Consider the following 14,465-nt stretch of genomic DNA (forward strand, 5'->3'; position numbering starts at 1 on the left):
GCTTTTCAGTTTTCAGCGTTTCGGCGTTTCGGCGTTTCAGCCCATCCCCACCTGCCGCAACGCCTCGTAACAGGCGATGCCGGCCGCCGTGCTCAGGTTGAGCGAACGCAGCTCCGGGTTGGCGTGCGGGATCGTCAGCCGCTGCGCCTCCCCGATCTCGTCGTGCAGCCAGTCCGGTGCGCCGTGACCCTCGTTGCCGAACACCAGTCCGTCGCCGTCGGCAAACGCCGCGCTCCAGAACGACCGCTCCGTTTTTGTCGTGAACAAAAACAGCCGTCGCGGCGCGTGCGGGCTCGCCCGGAAGGCCGCCCAGTCCGCGTGATGATGCACGTCGAGCGAATGCCAGTAATCCATCCCCGCCCGCCGCAAGTGCCGGTCGGTAATGGTAAAACCCAGCGGATGGACCAGATGCAGCCGCGAACGCGTGAGCGCGCACATCCGGCCGACGTTGCCGGTATTTTGCGGGATCTCGGGCTGGAACAGGACGATATGGATCATGGCGGATGCGCGCGCCAAGCGGCGCGAAAAAGTGCCGGCGAGTCAAGAGAGGTGCAAAAGTGGCCTGAGCATCCTGCCCATGATGCCGACGTGGCACGGGCTTCCAGCCCGTGTTTCGCTCCGGACAAAGGCGGCGCTGCGCGCCGTCCACGGCCAGGATGGCCGTGCCACACCCCGCCGCCGCTCCCCTGTTTCCCGCCATTGACCCCGGCGCGTCCGGCTGCTTAACAAGACCCTTTATGTCCACGCAGCCCTCCGAGTCATCCAACCTGATGGAAGCCGTTGTTTCGCTCTGCAAACGCCGCGGTTTCGTGTTTTCGTCCTCCGAAATCTACGGCGGCCTCAACGGGTTTTTCGATTACGGACCGCTCGGCGTGGAGCTGAAAAAGAACATCCGCGACTGCTGGTGGAACGACATGGTGCGCCGCCGCGACGACGTCGTCGGCATCGAGTCCTCCATCATCATGCACCCCAAGGTCTGGCACGCTTCCGGCCACGTCGGCGGCTTCACCGACCCGCTCGTGGACTGCAAGGTCAGCAAACAACGCTACCGCGCCGACCAGCTCTTCTTCGCCGCCGTCATCGTCGATGGCGCCACCCACGGCTACGTTTCCGCGCTCGAAAGCGAAAACACCGAAGGCGAACTCCAGGCCGCCGCCGAAACGTTCAAACGCAAGAAGGCCATCCAGGGCGCGCTCGCCCCGGTCAAGCCGCAGGAGTTCACCGAGGCCACGCCCGAACAGATTCCGCTGATCCCCTCCCCCGCCACCGGCGAACCCGGCAGCCTCACGCCGCCGCGCGATTTCAACATGATGTTCGAGACGTACGTCGGCGCGCTGCGCGACGACTCGGCCATCGCGTACCTCCGCCCGGAAACCGCGCAGGGCATGTTCGTCGATTTCAGGAACGTGGTGGACACCGGCCGCGTGAAACTGCCCTTCGGCATCGCGCAGACCGGAAAGTCATTCCGCAACGAAATCACCCCGCGCAACTTCATCTTCCGCTCCCGCGAATTCGAGCAGATGGAGATGGAGTTTTTCATCCACGAGGACGACGACTGGGCGAAGTGGCACCGTTACTGGATCGACTGGTGCGCCGGCTGGCTCAGGAGCATCGGCCTGCCTGCGTCACACCTTTCCGAATACGACCACCCGAAGGCCAAGCTCTCCTTCTACTCCAAGGGCACGACGGACATCATGTTCCGGTTCCCCTTCGGCGTGCAGGAACTCTGGGGCATCGCCGCGCGCGGCAACTACGACCTCAACCAGCACGCGCAGCACAGCGGCAAGCCGCAGGATATTTTCGACGAGGCCACGAAGAAAAAATTCGTGCCGCACGTCATCGAGCCGGCCGTCGGTCTCGACCGCATTTTCCTCGCCGCGCTCTGCGCCGGTTACGCCGAGGAGGAAGTGAAGGACGAGAAGGGCAACGTGGAGAAACGCGTCGTGCTCCGCCTCTCGCCGCGCATCGCGCCGGTCAAGGTGGCGGTGCTGCCGCTCCTGAAAAACAAGGAGCCGCTCGTCGCCCGCGCGCAGGAACTCTACAGGAAAATCAAGCGCAAGTACGCCGCCTTCTACGACGAGTCCGGCGCCGTCGGCCGCCGCTACCGCCGCCAGGACGAGATCGGCACCCCGTGGTGCGTGACGATCGATTTCGATACGATCGAAAAAGACGGCACCTTCACGCTCCGCGAGCGCGACACGATGCAGCAAAAACGCATCACCGAGGCCGAACTCTTCACCCTGCTCGACGAGCAGGTTTACTGAACCGCCGTCCTCTCCCCGCCGCCGCATGGCTGCGGGCAGCCTCTCCCTTCCCAAGCCGAAGCCTGCACGCTTCGGCTTTGTTTTTCGAAAGCATCAGGGATCGGCGTTTTCCCGATAAGCCGGGAGACCGTTATCGAAAAAACTTTCGCAATGCGAGGTGACTCCAGGTCCCTCACTTCCCGTTCAAAGCCTTCGATTTCGGTGATGCGGGAACGGGCCATGAAGCAGCAGGACAACAGGCGAGTGAGGCAAATTCACCGGCAGGGCTCAACCCCGGGTTACGTTTTCTGCTTGATGCAAAGGATGTTCCTTCAGGGCGATCCTTCTCGCCCCGGCGCGGTAAATAGTGCCCCGGAATCTTCCGCTACCCCGGTTGTGCCCGATCAGGCACATACGGATTCTTCAAAAGAATTACGCTCGGGCTGCAACCAAACATGCGCGCTTCCAAGAATATCGTTGGCCCGACCGTCAGACGTTTACGCGACGCACAGAATCTGTCGCAAACCGAGCTTGCCGCGCGCTGTCAGCGGCTTGGCTGGGATATTTCCCGGGATACGATTGCCAAGATAGAAGGCGGCTCCCGCTGGGTGGGAGATTTCGAACTGGTTCCATTGGCCAAGGCGCTCAAGGCCAACATTCAGGATCTTTTCCGATAAGAGGTCGGGATAAATGTTGTGGCAGAAAAGATGATCGGCTCTGCCGATATGTGCCTGATCAGGCACAAAACTATTTGACATGCATGGATTGATATGTGCTAAATCGGGCACACTCGAATCCGACATAACATCGGGTCCGGTTTTGAACCACACGACCTCATCATGAAACACCCAACCCTCCCCTCCCTGTTCACCGGCGCTGCGCGCGCCGTGCCTTGTCTCGCCTTCGCCGTCGCGGCGCAGGCTCTCGCCGCCCAGACGGTGGTGCTCGTCCAGGATACGTTCACCCTCAACGGAACCACCCGCATCGAAGGCAGCAGCCTTGCCGGGACGTCCCCCGAACAACAGACTGGCAGCGGCGTCTGGAAAACGGGGACCGGTTCGGCTTCCGGCCGATTTTCCGCCGAGGGGACGATCATCGGCTATCAGTCAGGCAGTACGATCTATCCCGTAGAAATGCGCATCGCCATCACGCAGCCAACCGCGGTGACCACGGTGTCGGCCAGCATCGTCAGCTCCACCTCCGACTGGGTCGCAGTCGGCTTCCTCAGCAGCGACACGTCGAGTTCGCAAGCGTGGTTCGGCAGCAGTGACAGCATTCTGTGGGTCATGATCCGTCCGTCGGGAGGCTGGACCCTATTCAAGAACGGCACCACCACCACGCTTGCCAGCGGCACGGTCAGCGGATTCTCCGCCACTGCCAGTTACACGCTGGGGATAAGCTACGATCCGGCGACACAGATGGCCCGCGCCTTCCTGAGCGACGGCACCACGGAAACCAGCCTGTTTTCCACCAACGACGGCTGGTTCGCGACCGGGCTGGACGTCGACACCTCGATCACCGCCACCGGTTTCCGCATCCATCCGCGCAACGACGGCGCTTCCGTCGTCGGAGCGTCGTCCGTGGACAATTTTCTCGTCACTACCGCCGCCATTCCCGAACCGCGCAGCGCGGCCCTGATCCTGGGCGGGCTGACCCTGCTGGGGCTGGCCGCCGGCCGTCTGGCCCGGCGCTGACCGCTTCGCCTGTCGCGCCCGTGGCATGACCGGGTCAACCGGAGACCGGCCGCGGGCTTTCCTCCTCCCTGCCCGTACACAACCCTGTTTTTCCCCATGTCTTCACTCCACCGCCCGCCGCGAGGGTTCACCCTCATCGAACTGCTCACGGTCATCACCATCATCGGCATCCTCGCCGCCATCATCATTCCTGTTGCCGGCCGTGCGCGGGCCTCGGCGAGGAACATCCAGTGCGTCAGCAACCTCCGCCAGATGGGGCCGGCCTTTGCCGCCTACGCCGCCGATCACCGGGAACGGTATCCGCTTTCTTACGACGGAACCAATAATCCCGACAACAACTGGTACTACCATCTCGCCCCCTATCTGGGGATGCAGGTGAAATACGAGTGGGCATCGGTCCTGCGTGCCTGCAAGCCGGGCGGCCCGCTCGGATGTCCCGATACCGATGTCACCGACAAGACCTACACGGAACCCTGGATCAGCTACAAGATGACCCAGGCGCACGTGAGCTGGCTGAATGCCAATGGCGGTGTGACGGCCGGGGGACTCCCTCTCGCGCGCATCGCCAATCCCGCCCAGTCGCTGCTGGTGGCCGAAGGGCATTCCCATCCTCACTTCAATACATGGGCGACCACCAATCCCGGAGCCGGGCTCGTTTATCCGCATCGCGAAAAGCTCAATGCGCTTTTCGCCGACGGGCACGTGGGCTCCTTCTCCGAACAACAGCTCAAGGAGCGCTGGGATATCTGGTACACCCGGGCAATCGACGGCTGATCCGACGCCCTCCCGGCTGCCCATCGGCCGCCTTTCCCTCCAACTCTGTTTTCCAATCTCCGGTTTCTGTTTTCCCTTATGATCATGCCTGCCTGTTTTCCCCGATTCGTCCGTTTTTCCTCACTGCTTGCTCTGGCGGCGGTGTCCCTGCACGCCGCCGACGCCGGTTACGAACCTGCCGACATCACGGCGCTGTTTCCCGCCGCCGGCCCGGCAACGACGCTGGCATTTCGCGCCCCGCCGGGCAGCGCGGAAGGCGAGACGCATGCGTATCGCGTAAAAAACTACGACGGGCGCGTGCTGGCGGAAGGTCGTGCGACGGTCGATGATCGCGGCCTGCTTTCCGTCAACGCGACGCTGCCGGCAGGATACCACGAAGTGGTTTTCGACGCCGCGGGCGAGGCGCAGGCCACCGGTGTATGGTGTCGTCCTCCGGGCGAGGTACCGCCGGACGGTTTCCTGTCGATCGACACCGCGATGTCGTGGCTGACAAAACCGGAAGCCCGGCCGGCGCTGGTCGGGAATCTGCCTCATGTGATCGGGACAGGCGGGCTGGCGCGCGAACGGCTTTCGTGGAACGCGATCCGCCCGGCGGAGGTGCGTCCGGAATGGGAAACCGTCCGAAGCTACGAATCCACGCGCCGGTTGTATGCCGCCGCCGGCGTGCCGGTGCTGGAGATGTTTCACGACGCTCCGGTCTGGATGGGCAGGGCGCAGAAAGGGAAATTCCCCGACGACCTGATCGCGGCCGGCCGCGCGTGGCGCGAGGTTGCGCTGCGCTGGCACGATCTGTGGGGAGCCCTCGAAGTGTGGAACGAGCCGGATATCGGCTTCGGCGGCAACCAGCCGGCGGATCAGTACGTGCCTCTGGTCAAAACGGTCCGGCAGGCGATGCGGGAAGCCGGTGTGGATACGCCGATCGGCGGCGGCGTCTTTGCGTCGCTGAATCCGGTCTACCTCCAGCTGGCCGCGCGCAACGGTCTGCTCGACGAATGTGATTTTCTGTCGTTCCACTACTACGGCAATCCGCTCGGGCTGGAACGGCTGGTCGGCGAGTATCGCGGCTGGCTGGCGGCGGCCGGATACGAAACCAAACCGCTGTGGATGACCGAGGTCGGTTTGTCGCGTCCGGGGAAAACCGGTGTGCGTCCTTCGACAAGCGACCAGACCGCCACGGCGCTCGCCTATGCGATGCAGGCGGTCGAGGCCAGGGCCTGCGGTGTGGCCCGTTTTTTCCCGTTCGTGTATGTCGATTACAGCGAACACGGCGACAGCCGCCACTTCGGGATGCTCGACCGCAACGGTTCCCCGTTGCGCATGCTGGCGGCATCGGCGCAGGCGGGGCAGGCGCTGGCCGGGATGGAGTATGCAGGCGACGTGCCCGCCGCGCTGGTTCCCGGCGCGGAACGCATCCGCGTATTCGTGCCGACCGGGACGGACCCGGCGAATGAAAACGAACAGGCGCTGGTCGTGGTCTGCACAGGCAAGGTGGCAGCCGGCGCGGAGGTGACGCTGCCCTTCGAAGCGCTGGCAGCGCAAGGTGCCGACGGGCGTTCCCTCCCGCTGGAGGCAGGCGTGAAAAAAGCGCCGGCGGGCGACGGACTCGTTTATCTCCGGGTCGCCCGTGCTTCGCTCGCCGATAGTCTGAAAACGGATACGGAGGCGATGCGTTTGTATCGCCTGGGCAAGGCGGCGGCTCCGGCCCTGCCCCCGGTTGCGTCGATCGTGCTCCAACCGCAGATCGATCCGGAAAAGATGCAGGCGATCTCGGCGCGCGGGTATTTTCTTCCGGCCGGTTGCGAACGACTGCCGGTCACGGTCGGCGTGAACAATTCCGGCAGCGAAACCCGCACGATCATTCTTCGCGCGGGCGGAACGACGGAAGCAAGCGTCACGGTGGCAGGCGGGAAGCGTGAGCAGGTAACGCTGGACGTGGAAATCGCCGCCTTGCCGGCAGGCATGGCGAGCGACGACCGGCTGTTGTCGGTCACGGCGACAGCGGACGACGGCTCCCGCGTCGGACCGGCGGCACTGTCCCTGATTCCTTCGCTCGGAGAAGGCGATATCGCAGCCCACCTTCAGGCGAGCACGTATCATTTTGCGCTGACGGCAGGCGAAGCCTACCGGTGGGACCGCAACGCCAACGGCACGGTAACCTTTGCCCACGAGCCGCCGGCAGCATGGGGTTTTGCGGTCAAATTCCCTCCGGGCGTGGATCGCTGGGCGTATCCGCGTTTCACGCTCCCGCAGGAAGTGGACCAGTCGCGCATCACCGGCGTGCTGGTGCGGGCGCGCTGCCTGAAACCGGCCACCGTGCGCCTGATGTCGTGGCACGGCAACGGGGAGATGGGTGTGACGTATTTCCCCATCATTCCCGCCGACGGCGAGTGGCACGTGGCCTATGTGCCGCTGGCGAGCTACCAGGGATTCTCCGCCGCCGATCCGGGAAGCGTCCGGATCGCAAAGCTCTCGATCGGGTTCAACTCGCAGACCGACGAAAACGCTCTCGAAATCAGCGATCTCTATGTGATCGGGAAATAACCCGTGCCGTATCGGAACGCGTGTCCGTCTGCCAGAACGGCTTCAGCTGAACGGTATGCGTAGCCACAGGCCTCCGCGCTTGTGGTATCTATCTGATGTTATGCGACGGAGGGAAAGTGATGCGGGCGAGACGCCCGCGCCACGACACTCCGCGTAACATCAGTGATCTATCCCTGTGTCGCTCGCTCCTTCTCCCCCCCTTGCCGATCCGGGATCACTTCGCCGCCGGCTGGAAGACGGAGTGGATCACGTAAATCCCCACGCCGATACAGATGCCCATGTCGGCGACGTTGAAAGTCGGATACACGTAGCTGCCGAAATGGAAATCGAGGAAGTCGATCACGTGACCGTGCAGGAGTCGGTCCACGAGATTGCCGACGATGCCGCCACAGAGCAGGCCGAAACCGACCTGGGCGATGCGCGAGCGCAGGCCGAGCTGGTGGCGCCACAGGTAGATGCCGCCCAGCGTCACCACCGCGAGCACGGCAAGGAAAAGGCTCTTGCCCTCGAACATGCTCCAGGCCGCGCCGGTGTTGCCCACGTGCACGAGATTGAAAAATCCGTCGATGACCACGATCCGGTGAAGGTGCCAGCCGTACGGGTCGAACGGGATCACGGCGGCAATCCAGGTTTTCGTCACCTGGTCGATCCCGAAAACCGCCAGCGCGATCCACCAGAGCAGCCGGTAGGCATGCACCCGTTCCCGACGCGAACGTCGCGGCTCCGCCTGCGCAGGGGCGAGCGTCGTCGCGGGAGCAGATGACGGGGCGACCGGCGAGGCCGGTGAACCGTCAGCCGGAGCCGGCGCAGGAGAACTCGCCGGAGGGATCATGTTGTGTTCAGGCACGGGAGAGAAATTTTCAGGTGCGGTCTCCTGACTGCTGCGACGACGCAGCGCGTCGCACGGTTCGGAGGCGAGGCGCGTTGCGCCTCGTCGCAGCGGCAGGAATGCCGCCGCTCCCACAGCAGGCGGAACGCCCGCGCCACGCGGCAAACCCTGCGGCCATGCTCATTCGTCGATGTCGGCGTCGTCCATCATCTTGGCGCCGTCTTCGCCGAGTTCGGCGAGGAGGCCGGCCTGGCCGCGGGGCCGGTAGCGCGTCTTCTCGACTTCCTTCTGCGCCTCCGTCGAGTAGCGGGTGAAGGGCACGGCGAGCAGCCGGTCCTTGGCGATGGGTTTTTGCGTGATCTCGCAGATGCCGTAGGTGCCGGCCTTGATGCGCTGGATGGCAGCGTCGATTTCGGAGAGCGCTTCCTGTTCGCTGGCCACCATGCTGAGCGCGAAATCGCGGTCGAAGGTGTCGGTGCCGGCGTCGGCCATGTGCTGGCCGTAGCTGGAGAGATCGCCGGCGTCGTCCTTGGCGGAGCGTTTCAGCGTTTCCTCGGTGTGGCTCTCGAGCTGCCCGCTGGCATGCTGGCGGAGGTCGATGAGGAGTTTGTAGTAGCGGCGGAATTTTTCCGGAATCTGCGACTCCTCGGTCTCGGCCACGCTCTTTTTCGCGGCGGGATTGAAGCCGAGAATGTCGGCGAGCGAAGCGGCCTGCACGCGGTTGGGCGTGGCGGGTTTCGCGGCCTTTTCAGCCTCGGCGAGACGGGCGGCGCGGGCGCGGGCGATGGCGGCCGCGCTCTGCTCGGGCGTGGCCTCGGCGGCCGCGCTCTGCTTGGCAATCTCGCGGACTTCGTCGAGCGTGAAGGCGATGGGCTTGGCGGGTTTCTCGCGGCGGGCGAGGATGCTGCTGCGGAGGCGATCCTTGGCGGAAACCTTGCCCGCTGCCTTGCCGGCAACGGCGGAGTCGGGCCGGGCCCGGGCGCCGCCACCGGATGCCGGAGCTGCCGGCGGAGCCGCGTGTTTTTTCCCCTTGTCCGGGACGGCGTCGGCGCTTTTGGAGCCGGCGGTGTTCCTGGTGCTTCGGGCTTCCGGAGTTTTCGCGGATTTCGCGGGAGAGGCGGAGTGGGTGGCTGATTTGGCCGGGACTTTCATGATTGGTTTTCTGGTAGCTGCTTTCGCGCCAGTTTTCCCGTCCGGAGGGGCGGGATGCGCGGTGGATTTTTCGGAAGAGCGACGGGCCGCGGGCCGGGTGGCCGGGCTGGCGTCTTTCTGCCGTGAGGATCTGGATTCCGGTTTCGGTTTCTGATTCGGTTGCTGACTGGTTTTCGGTTTCGGTTTGACCGTCGGGGCGATGGCCCGTCCGGTTTTCGCAGCCGGTACCGTCTTCGCACTTTTCGCTTTCACAAGCGGTCTCGTCTTTTTCACGGGACGAGTCGCGGATTTGGCGGGTTTGGCGGGTGTTCCGGGTTTGCTGCTGGCGGTTGCTGTCTTCCTGTTTCGGTCGGGGGCGGGTTTTTTCTTTTTTTGGGCCATGATGTTTTGGAGGGGGTGGCGGGTTTTGATCGATGGAGGACTCTGACAGAAAGTTTTTTCAGGGCACGGCATGCACTGCCTCGGCACAGCGCGGGCACACGTCGCCGTGCGCGGTGGTCTGGAGCGCGGGCACCCAGCGCCAGCAGCGGGGACAACGCACATAGCCGAGCGTCTGGCAATGCACAACGGTCACGCCGAGCGAGGCGCCGGCGCCGGCCGGGCGAAGAGCGACGTGCGACACGATGAAGAGCTCGGGCAGAAAATCGCGGTGTTTTTCCAGCACGGCGTAGTCGGGCGTGTCGGCGCCGGCTTCGAGCGTGACGGCCGCATCGAGGGATTTGCCGATCTCGCCGGCCTGGCGGTACGGCTCGATGGCCTCGGTGACTTGCGCGCGGACGCGCAGGAGCGTGGCGATGTCGGCCTCGATTTCGGGGCTGGTCCAGGCGGCGGGCGGCGCGGGCCAGTCCTGGAGGTGGATGGTGCCGGCGGCGGTGTCGGCGAGTTCCTTGCCCGATGTGCCCCACGTCCAGGCTTCGTCCGCGGTGAAGGTGAGGACGGGGGCGAGGATTTTCACGAGCACCTCGAAAATGCCGTGGATCGCGGTCTGGGTGGACCGGCGCAGCGGGGAGGCGGAGGCGAGCGTGTAGAGGCGGTCCTTGATGATGTCGTGGTAAACCGCGGAGAGCGTCGTCGAACAGAACTGGCTGCACAGGTGGATGACGCGGTGGTATTCGTACGCGTCGTACGCCGCGGTGCAGTCGGCGACGAGACGGGCGGCCTGGTGCAGCGCCCAGCGGTCGAGCGTGTCCATCTGCGCGAGCGGCACGGCGTCGTGCGCCGCGTCGAAATCGTGAAGCGTGGAGAGCTGGTAACGGAGCGTGTTGCGGAAGAGCCGGTAGGCTTCCGCGACGATGTTGAGGATGCTGCCCTTGTCCTTGAGGTCCTTTTCGAGGTCGGAGACGGTGATATCCTGCGTAAAGTCCTGCGAAGCGACCCAGAGGCGGATGACGTCGGCGCCGTAGTGCGCGATGTAGTTGTCCGAGGTCGGGGGTTTTTCGTACTGGCCGGACTTGGAAATTTTTTTGCCGTCCTTGCCGACGATGAAGCCGTGCGTGAGCACGGCGCGGTAGGGCGCGCCACCCTGCGCGATGACGGCGCACCAGAGCGAGGACTGGAACCAGCCGCGGTGCTGGTCGGAGCCTTCGAGGTAAAGATCGGCGGGCCAGGTGGTGCCGCCCTGCCCGTGGCGGAGCGAGGCGGCGTGCGAGGAGCCGGAATCGATCCACACGTCGAGCGTGTCACGTCCGCAGGTGAGCGCGGCGGGCTCGGGCCAGCCGGCGGGAAGGGTGACGCCCTCGAGGATGTCGACCGGGGCGGCATCGTACCAGTAGTTGGTGCCGCGGGTGGAGATCTTGTCGGCCACGGCACGGGCGACGCCGGCGTCGAGGTACGCATTTTTGTCGGCGTCGTAAAAGGCGATGATCGGCACGCCCCACGAGCGCTGGCGGCTGATGCACCAGTCGGGGCGCGACTCGACGGCGCCGCGGATGCGGGCGGCGCCCCAGGCGGGGATCCACTGCACCTTTTCGATCTCGGCGAGGGCTTTTGTACGATGTCCGGCCTTGTCGAGCGAGACGAACCACTGGTCGACGGCGCGGAAAATGATCGGCGTCTTCGAGCGCCAGCAATGCGGGTAGCTGTGCGTGTAGCGGGCCTTCGCGAGGAGCGCGCCGGCGGCGTCGAGTTTTTTCAGGACAGCGATGTTGGCGGGCGAGGTGCGTTTCGCCTCGAGATCCTCGACGGATTCGAGCGTGGTGAGGCCGACGAGATCGGCGGGCACCTGGCCATCATCGAGATAACGGCCGTCGTCGCCGACCGGGCAGTAGATATCGAGGCCGTACTTGAGGCCGGTGAGATAGTCCTCGCTGCCGTGGCCGGGCGCGGTGTGGACGCAGCCGGTGCCGCTCTCGGTCGTCACGTAGTCAGCGAGGACGACGGGGGAGGCGCGGTCGATGAAAGGATGGCGGGCGACAAGCTTCTCGAGGGCGGCGCCCTTGCGACGGCTGGCGGCGGCGGAAGCCGTGGCGGACGCGATCGCCTTTTCGTCCAGCTTCGCGGCGGCAAGCACGGCGGGCAGCAGCGCTTCGGCCACGATGATCCGCTCCGCTCCGGAATCGGCGACGACGTACTCGACCTCCGGGTGCACGGCGATGGCGAGGTTGGCCGGGATCGTCCAGGGCGTGGTGGTCCAGATGACCACCGAAAGCGGCTTGTCGGCCGGGAGGTTGTACTTTTTTGCCTCGTCGGCCGGGACGGCAAACTTCACCCAGATCGACGGCGAGACGTGGTCCTTGTACTCGATCTCGGCCTCGGCGAGGGCGGTTTCGAAGGGGATCGACCAGTAAACGGGTTTTTTGGAACGGTAAACGAGGCCGTTTTCGACGAAGGCTGCGAAGGTGCGGATGACTTCCGCTTCATAGGCGGGAGCCTTGGTCTTGTACTCGTTGGCCCAGTCGGCGAGCACGCCGAGGCGCTTGAAGGAAGCGGTCTGTTTCGCGATCCAGCTTTCGGAAAACGCATCGCAGCGGGCGCGCAGCTCCGCCGTGCTGACGGTTTCGCCGGCGGCCTGGAGCTCGCGCGTCACTTTTTGTTCGATGGGCAGGCCATGGCAGTCCCAGCCGGGGACGTAGGGCGTGCGGAAACCGCGCATGGTCTTGTAACGCAGCGTGATGTCCTTGAGGCTCTTGTTGAGCGCGGTGCCGATGTGGACATCGCCGTTGGTGAAGGGAGGACCGTCGTGCAGGATGAAGGTGCGGTCGGAAGCGGCGTTTTTTCTCAGAATGGCGGCGTAGAGCCCGAGCTTTTCCCAATGCGCGATGCGACCGGGTTCGCGTTGCGGAAGGTTCGCCCGCATCGGGAAATCCGTTTTTGGAAGCTGGAGCGTAGTTTTCAGGTCTTGAGCCATGCCAAAGAAAAGCGGCGGAGGCTATGGGAAGCGGGAGACGAGTCAAGGGCAGGCCGCGAGACGATTTGCACGGACGGACCGGCGGACAGAGACAAACGACTTGCACCACCGGTCTCTCGCGCCACCCAATGCACGCCGAAAAATCCCTTTCTCACTTTCACGTCATGAACACACACCAGCAATCGCCCGGGCTCCGCGCCCGCCTCCTCCGGCTCGTCCTCGCCGGTTTTTCCGCTCTCCTCACGACCGCCGCCTTTGCCGACGCCCGGGTCGCATCCGATGCGTCTGCAACCGCCGCCCCGGCGCAGGCTCCGGCCGTCGCGCTCTCCCCGAACTTCAACTCCAATCTCTACTCCGTCCAGAAACGCGTCGTCTCCACGACGCAGGTCGGCGGCGCCTACCGTTACCTCATGCGCTTCACCGCGCTGGAAACGGTCACCAACGTCTCCGCCACCGAGCACCTGCCGCCCGGTCTCACGCTTCTCGGGTCCGAGCCCGCCGCGCGCGTCAGCGGCAACACCCTCACCTGGAACTGGCCGTACCTGAACAAGGGCGAAGTCCGCGACATGGTCATCACGGTGCGCCCCGAGCGCGAGGGCAACTACGTCACGACGACCACCGCCTGCGTGAGCCCGATCGCGGCCCTGCCGCTCTTTGCCGGCACGCCGCGCCTCGAGATCGCCAAGGCCGGCCCGCCCGCCGCCGAGCTCGGCGACTCCGTGACCTTCCGCGTGCAGGTGCGCAACAGCGGCACCGCCGTCGCCCGCAACGTCGTCATCACCGACACCCTGCCCGAGGGCATGACCGGCACCGGCAACCTCAACACCGTCGTCGGCGACCTGCCGCCCGGCGAGACCCGCGAGGTCACGGTCGTCGCCCGCGCCGACAAGACCGGCACCCTCGTCAACACCGCCACCGCCACCTTCGACGGCGGCCAGCCCGTGCGCGCCCAGGCCCCGGTCGACATCGTCCAGTCCCGCCTCGAAATCACCAAGACCGGCACCCCGCGTTCCTACATCTACAAAAACGCCACCTACCGGATCGTCGCCAGCAACCCGGGCAACACGCCCCTCTCCAACGTGGTCGTGACCGACGAGGTGCCCCGCGGCGCCACGGCCGTCGCCGCCGGCCCGCAGCCCGCGATCTCGGGCAATCGTCTCACCTGGACCATCCCCACGCTCGCCCCCGGCCAGAGCCAGACCTTCAACGTCCAGCTCACCGCCACCCAGCCCGGCCAGACGGCCAACGTCGCCACGGCCGCCGCCACCTCCGTCACCGGCAAGGCGCTCACGGCGCGGGCGCAGGCCGTCACCGAATGGGAAGGCGCCCCCGGCGTGCGTACCGAGATGGTGGATACAGTCGACCCTGTCCGCGTCGGCCAGACCACGATCTACAACATCCAGATCATCAACCAGGGCGTGTACAAGCCCGTCAACGGGCAGATCAAGGTGACGCTCAGCCAGCACCTGCGCCCGGTCACCACCGGCGGCGACGCCCGCGGCACGATCCAGGGCCAGACCGTGACCTTCCCCGACGTGGTGCTCAACCCGCACGGCACGACCAAACTCAGCATCGAGGCCCAGGGCGTGCAACCCGGCTCCGGCCGCGCGCGCCTCGAGTTCATGAGCTCGTTCCTCGACGAACCCGTCATCAAGGACGAATCGACGTTCGTCTACTGACCGGACCGGCATTGAACGAAAAGGGGACGCGGCCTGCCGGAGCGGCGGCTTTTTCTGACGAACCGCCGCCGGACGCGCGTCAGCGCGCCCCCCCCCTCCCCCCCCGGGGGCGACCGGCAACACCGCCCTCGCCACGCCGGGCTTGCTCCCCGCGTCCCGCTCCGCTCACTCACCCGGAGACAGCCAACGCACACACACGCAGCCGCC

Annotated in this window: 11 protein-coding genes; 7 read left to right on the plus strand and 4 right to left on the minus strand. The window is 65.2% G+C overall.

Features of this window, described 5'->3' with window-relative positions; translation table 11 throughout:
* Positions 1 to 36 precede the first annotated feature (36 nt).
* Positions 37 to 498, minus strand: coding sequence for a tRNA methyltransferase (locus OPIT5_05550; GenBank protein ID AHF89776.1), 462 nt, complete (start codon positions 496 to 498; stop codon positions 37 to 39).
* Between the two features lie 239 nt (positions 499 to 737).
* Here OPIT5_05550 and OPIT5_05555 point away from each other — a divergent pair, with 239 nt between their 5' ends.
* The 5 genes from OPIT5_05555 to OPIT5_05575 all read left to right on the plus strand — a co-directional run bounded on the left by OPIT5_05555 (position 738) and on the right by OPIT5_05575 (position 7,252).
* Positions 738 to 2,264, plus strand: coding sequence for a glycine-tRNA synthetase subunit beta (locus OPIT5_05555; GenBank protein ID AHF89777.1), 1,527 nt, complete (start codon positions 738 to 740; stop codon positions 2,262 to 2,264).
* A 434-nt stretch (positions 2,265 to 2,698) separates the two neighbouring features.
* The gene (locus OPIT5_05560; protein ID AHF89778.1) at positions 2,699 to 2,920 is read left to right on the plus strand and encodes a transcriptional regulator; all 222 of its coding nucleotides are present in this window, start codon (positions 2,699 to 2,701) and stop codon (positions 2,918 to 2,920) included.
* Positions 2,921 to 3,082: 162 nt separating this feature from the next.
* Positions 3,083 to 3,937, plus strand: a complete 855-nt coding sequence (locus OPIT5_05565; protein ID AHF89779.1) for a hypothetical protein — start codon at positions 3,083 to 3,085, stop codon at positions 3,935 to 3,937.
* A gap of 96 nt (positions 3,938 to 4,033) precedes the next feature.
* A complete protein-coding gene (locus OPIT5_05570; GenBank protein ID AHF89780.1) occupies positions 4,034 to 4,711 on the plus strand; it encodes an N-terminal cleavage protein in 678 nt (225 codons plus the stop codon).
* A gap of 78 nt (positions 4,712 to 4,789) precedes the next feature.
* Positions 4,790 to 7,252 (plus strand): glycosyhydrolase, encoded by a 2,463-nt coding sequence (locus OPIT5_05575; protein AHF89781.1) that lies wholly within the window; start codon positions 4,790 to 4,792, stop codon positions 7,250 to 7,252.
* Between the two features lie 214 nt (positions 7,253 to 7,466).
* Here the strand turns inward: OPIT5_05575 and lspA are convergent, their stop codons facing one another.
* The gene (lspA, locus tag OPIT5_05580) at positions 7,467 to 8,084 is read right to left on the minus strand and encodes a lipoprotein signal peptidase (protein AHF89782.1); all 618 of its coding nucleotides are present in this window, start codon (positions 8,082 to 8,084) and stop codon (positions 7,467 to 7,469) included.
* A gap of 177 nt (positions 8,085 to 8,261) precedes the next feature.
* The gene (locus tag OPIT5_05585; GenBank protein AHF89783.1) at positions 8,262 to 9,233 is read right to left on the minus strand and encodes a molecular chaperone DnaK; all 972 of its coding nucleotides are present in this window, start codon (positions 9,231 to 9,233) and stop codon (positions 8,262 to 8,264) included.
* A gap of 199 nt (positions 9,234 to 9,432) precedes the next feature.
* Here OPIT5_05585 and OPIT5_05590 point away from each other — a divergent pair, with 199 nt between their 5' ends.
* Positions 9,433 to 9,660 carry a hypothetical protein gene (locus tag OPIT5_05590; GenBank protein AHF94106.1) on the plus strand — a complete coding sequence of 76 codons (228 nt, stop codon included), beginning with the start codon at positions 9,433 to 9,435 and terminating at the stop codon, positions 9,658 to 9,660.
* Positions 9,661 to 9,672: 12 nt separating this feature from the next.
* Here the strand turns inward: OPIT5_05590 and OPIT5_05595 are convergent, their stop codons facing one another.
* The gene (locus OPIT5_05595; protein ID AHF89784.1) at positions 9,673 to 12,579 is read right to left on the minus strand and encodes an isoleucyl-tRNA synthetase; all 2,907 of its coding nucleotides are present in this window, start codon (positions 12,577 to 12,579) and stop codon (positions 9,673 to 9,675) included.
* Between the two features lie 128 nt (positions 12,580 to 12,707).
* Between OPIT5_05595 and OPIT5_05600 the strand changes: the two genes are divergently transcribed.
* Positions 12,708 to 14,258, plus strand: a complete 1,551-nt coding sequence (locus tag OPIT5_05600; protein AHF89785.1) for a hypothetical protein — start codon at positions 12,708 to 12,710, stop codon at positions 14,256 to 14,258.
* The last annotated feature ends 207 nt before the right edge of the window (positions 14,259 to 14,465 follow it).

The organism is Opitutaceae bacterium TAV5 (genome assembly GCA_000242935.3).
In the GTDB taxonomy this organism is placed as follows: Bacteria; Verrucomicrobiota; Verrucomicrobiia; order Opitutales; family Opitutaceae; genus Geminisphaera.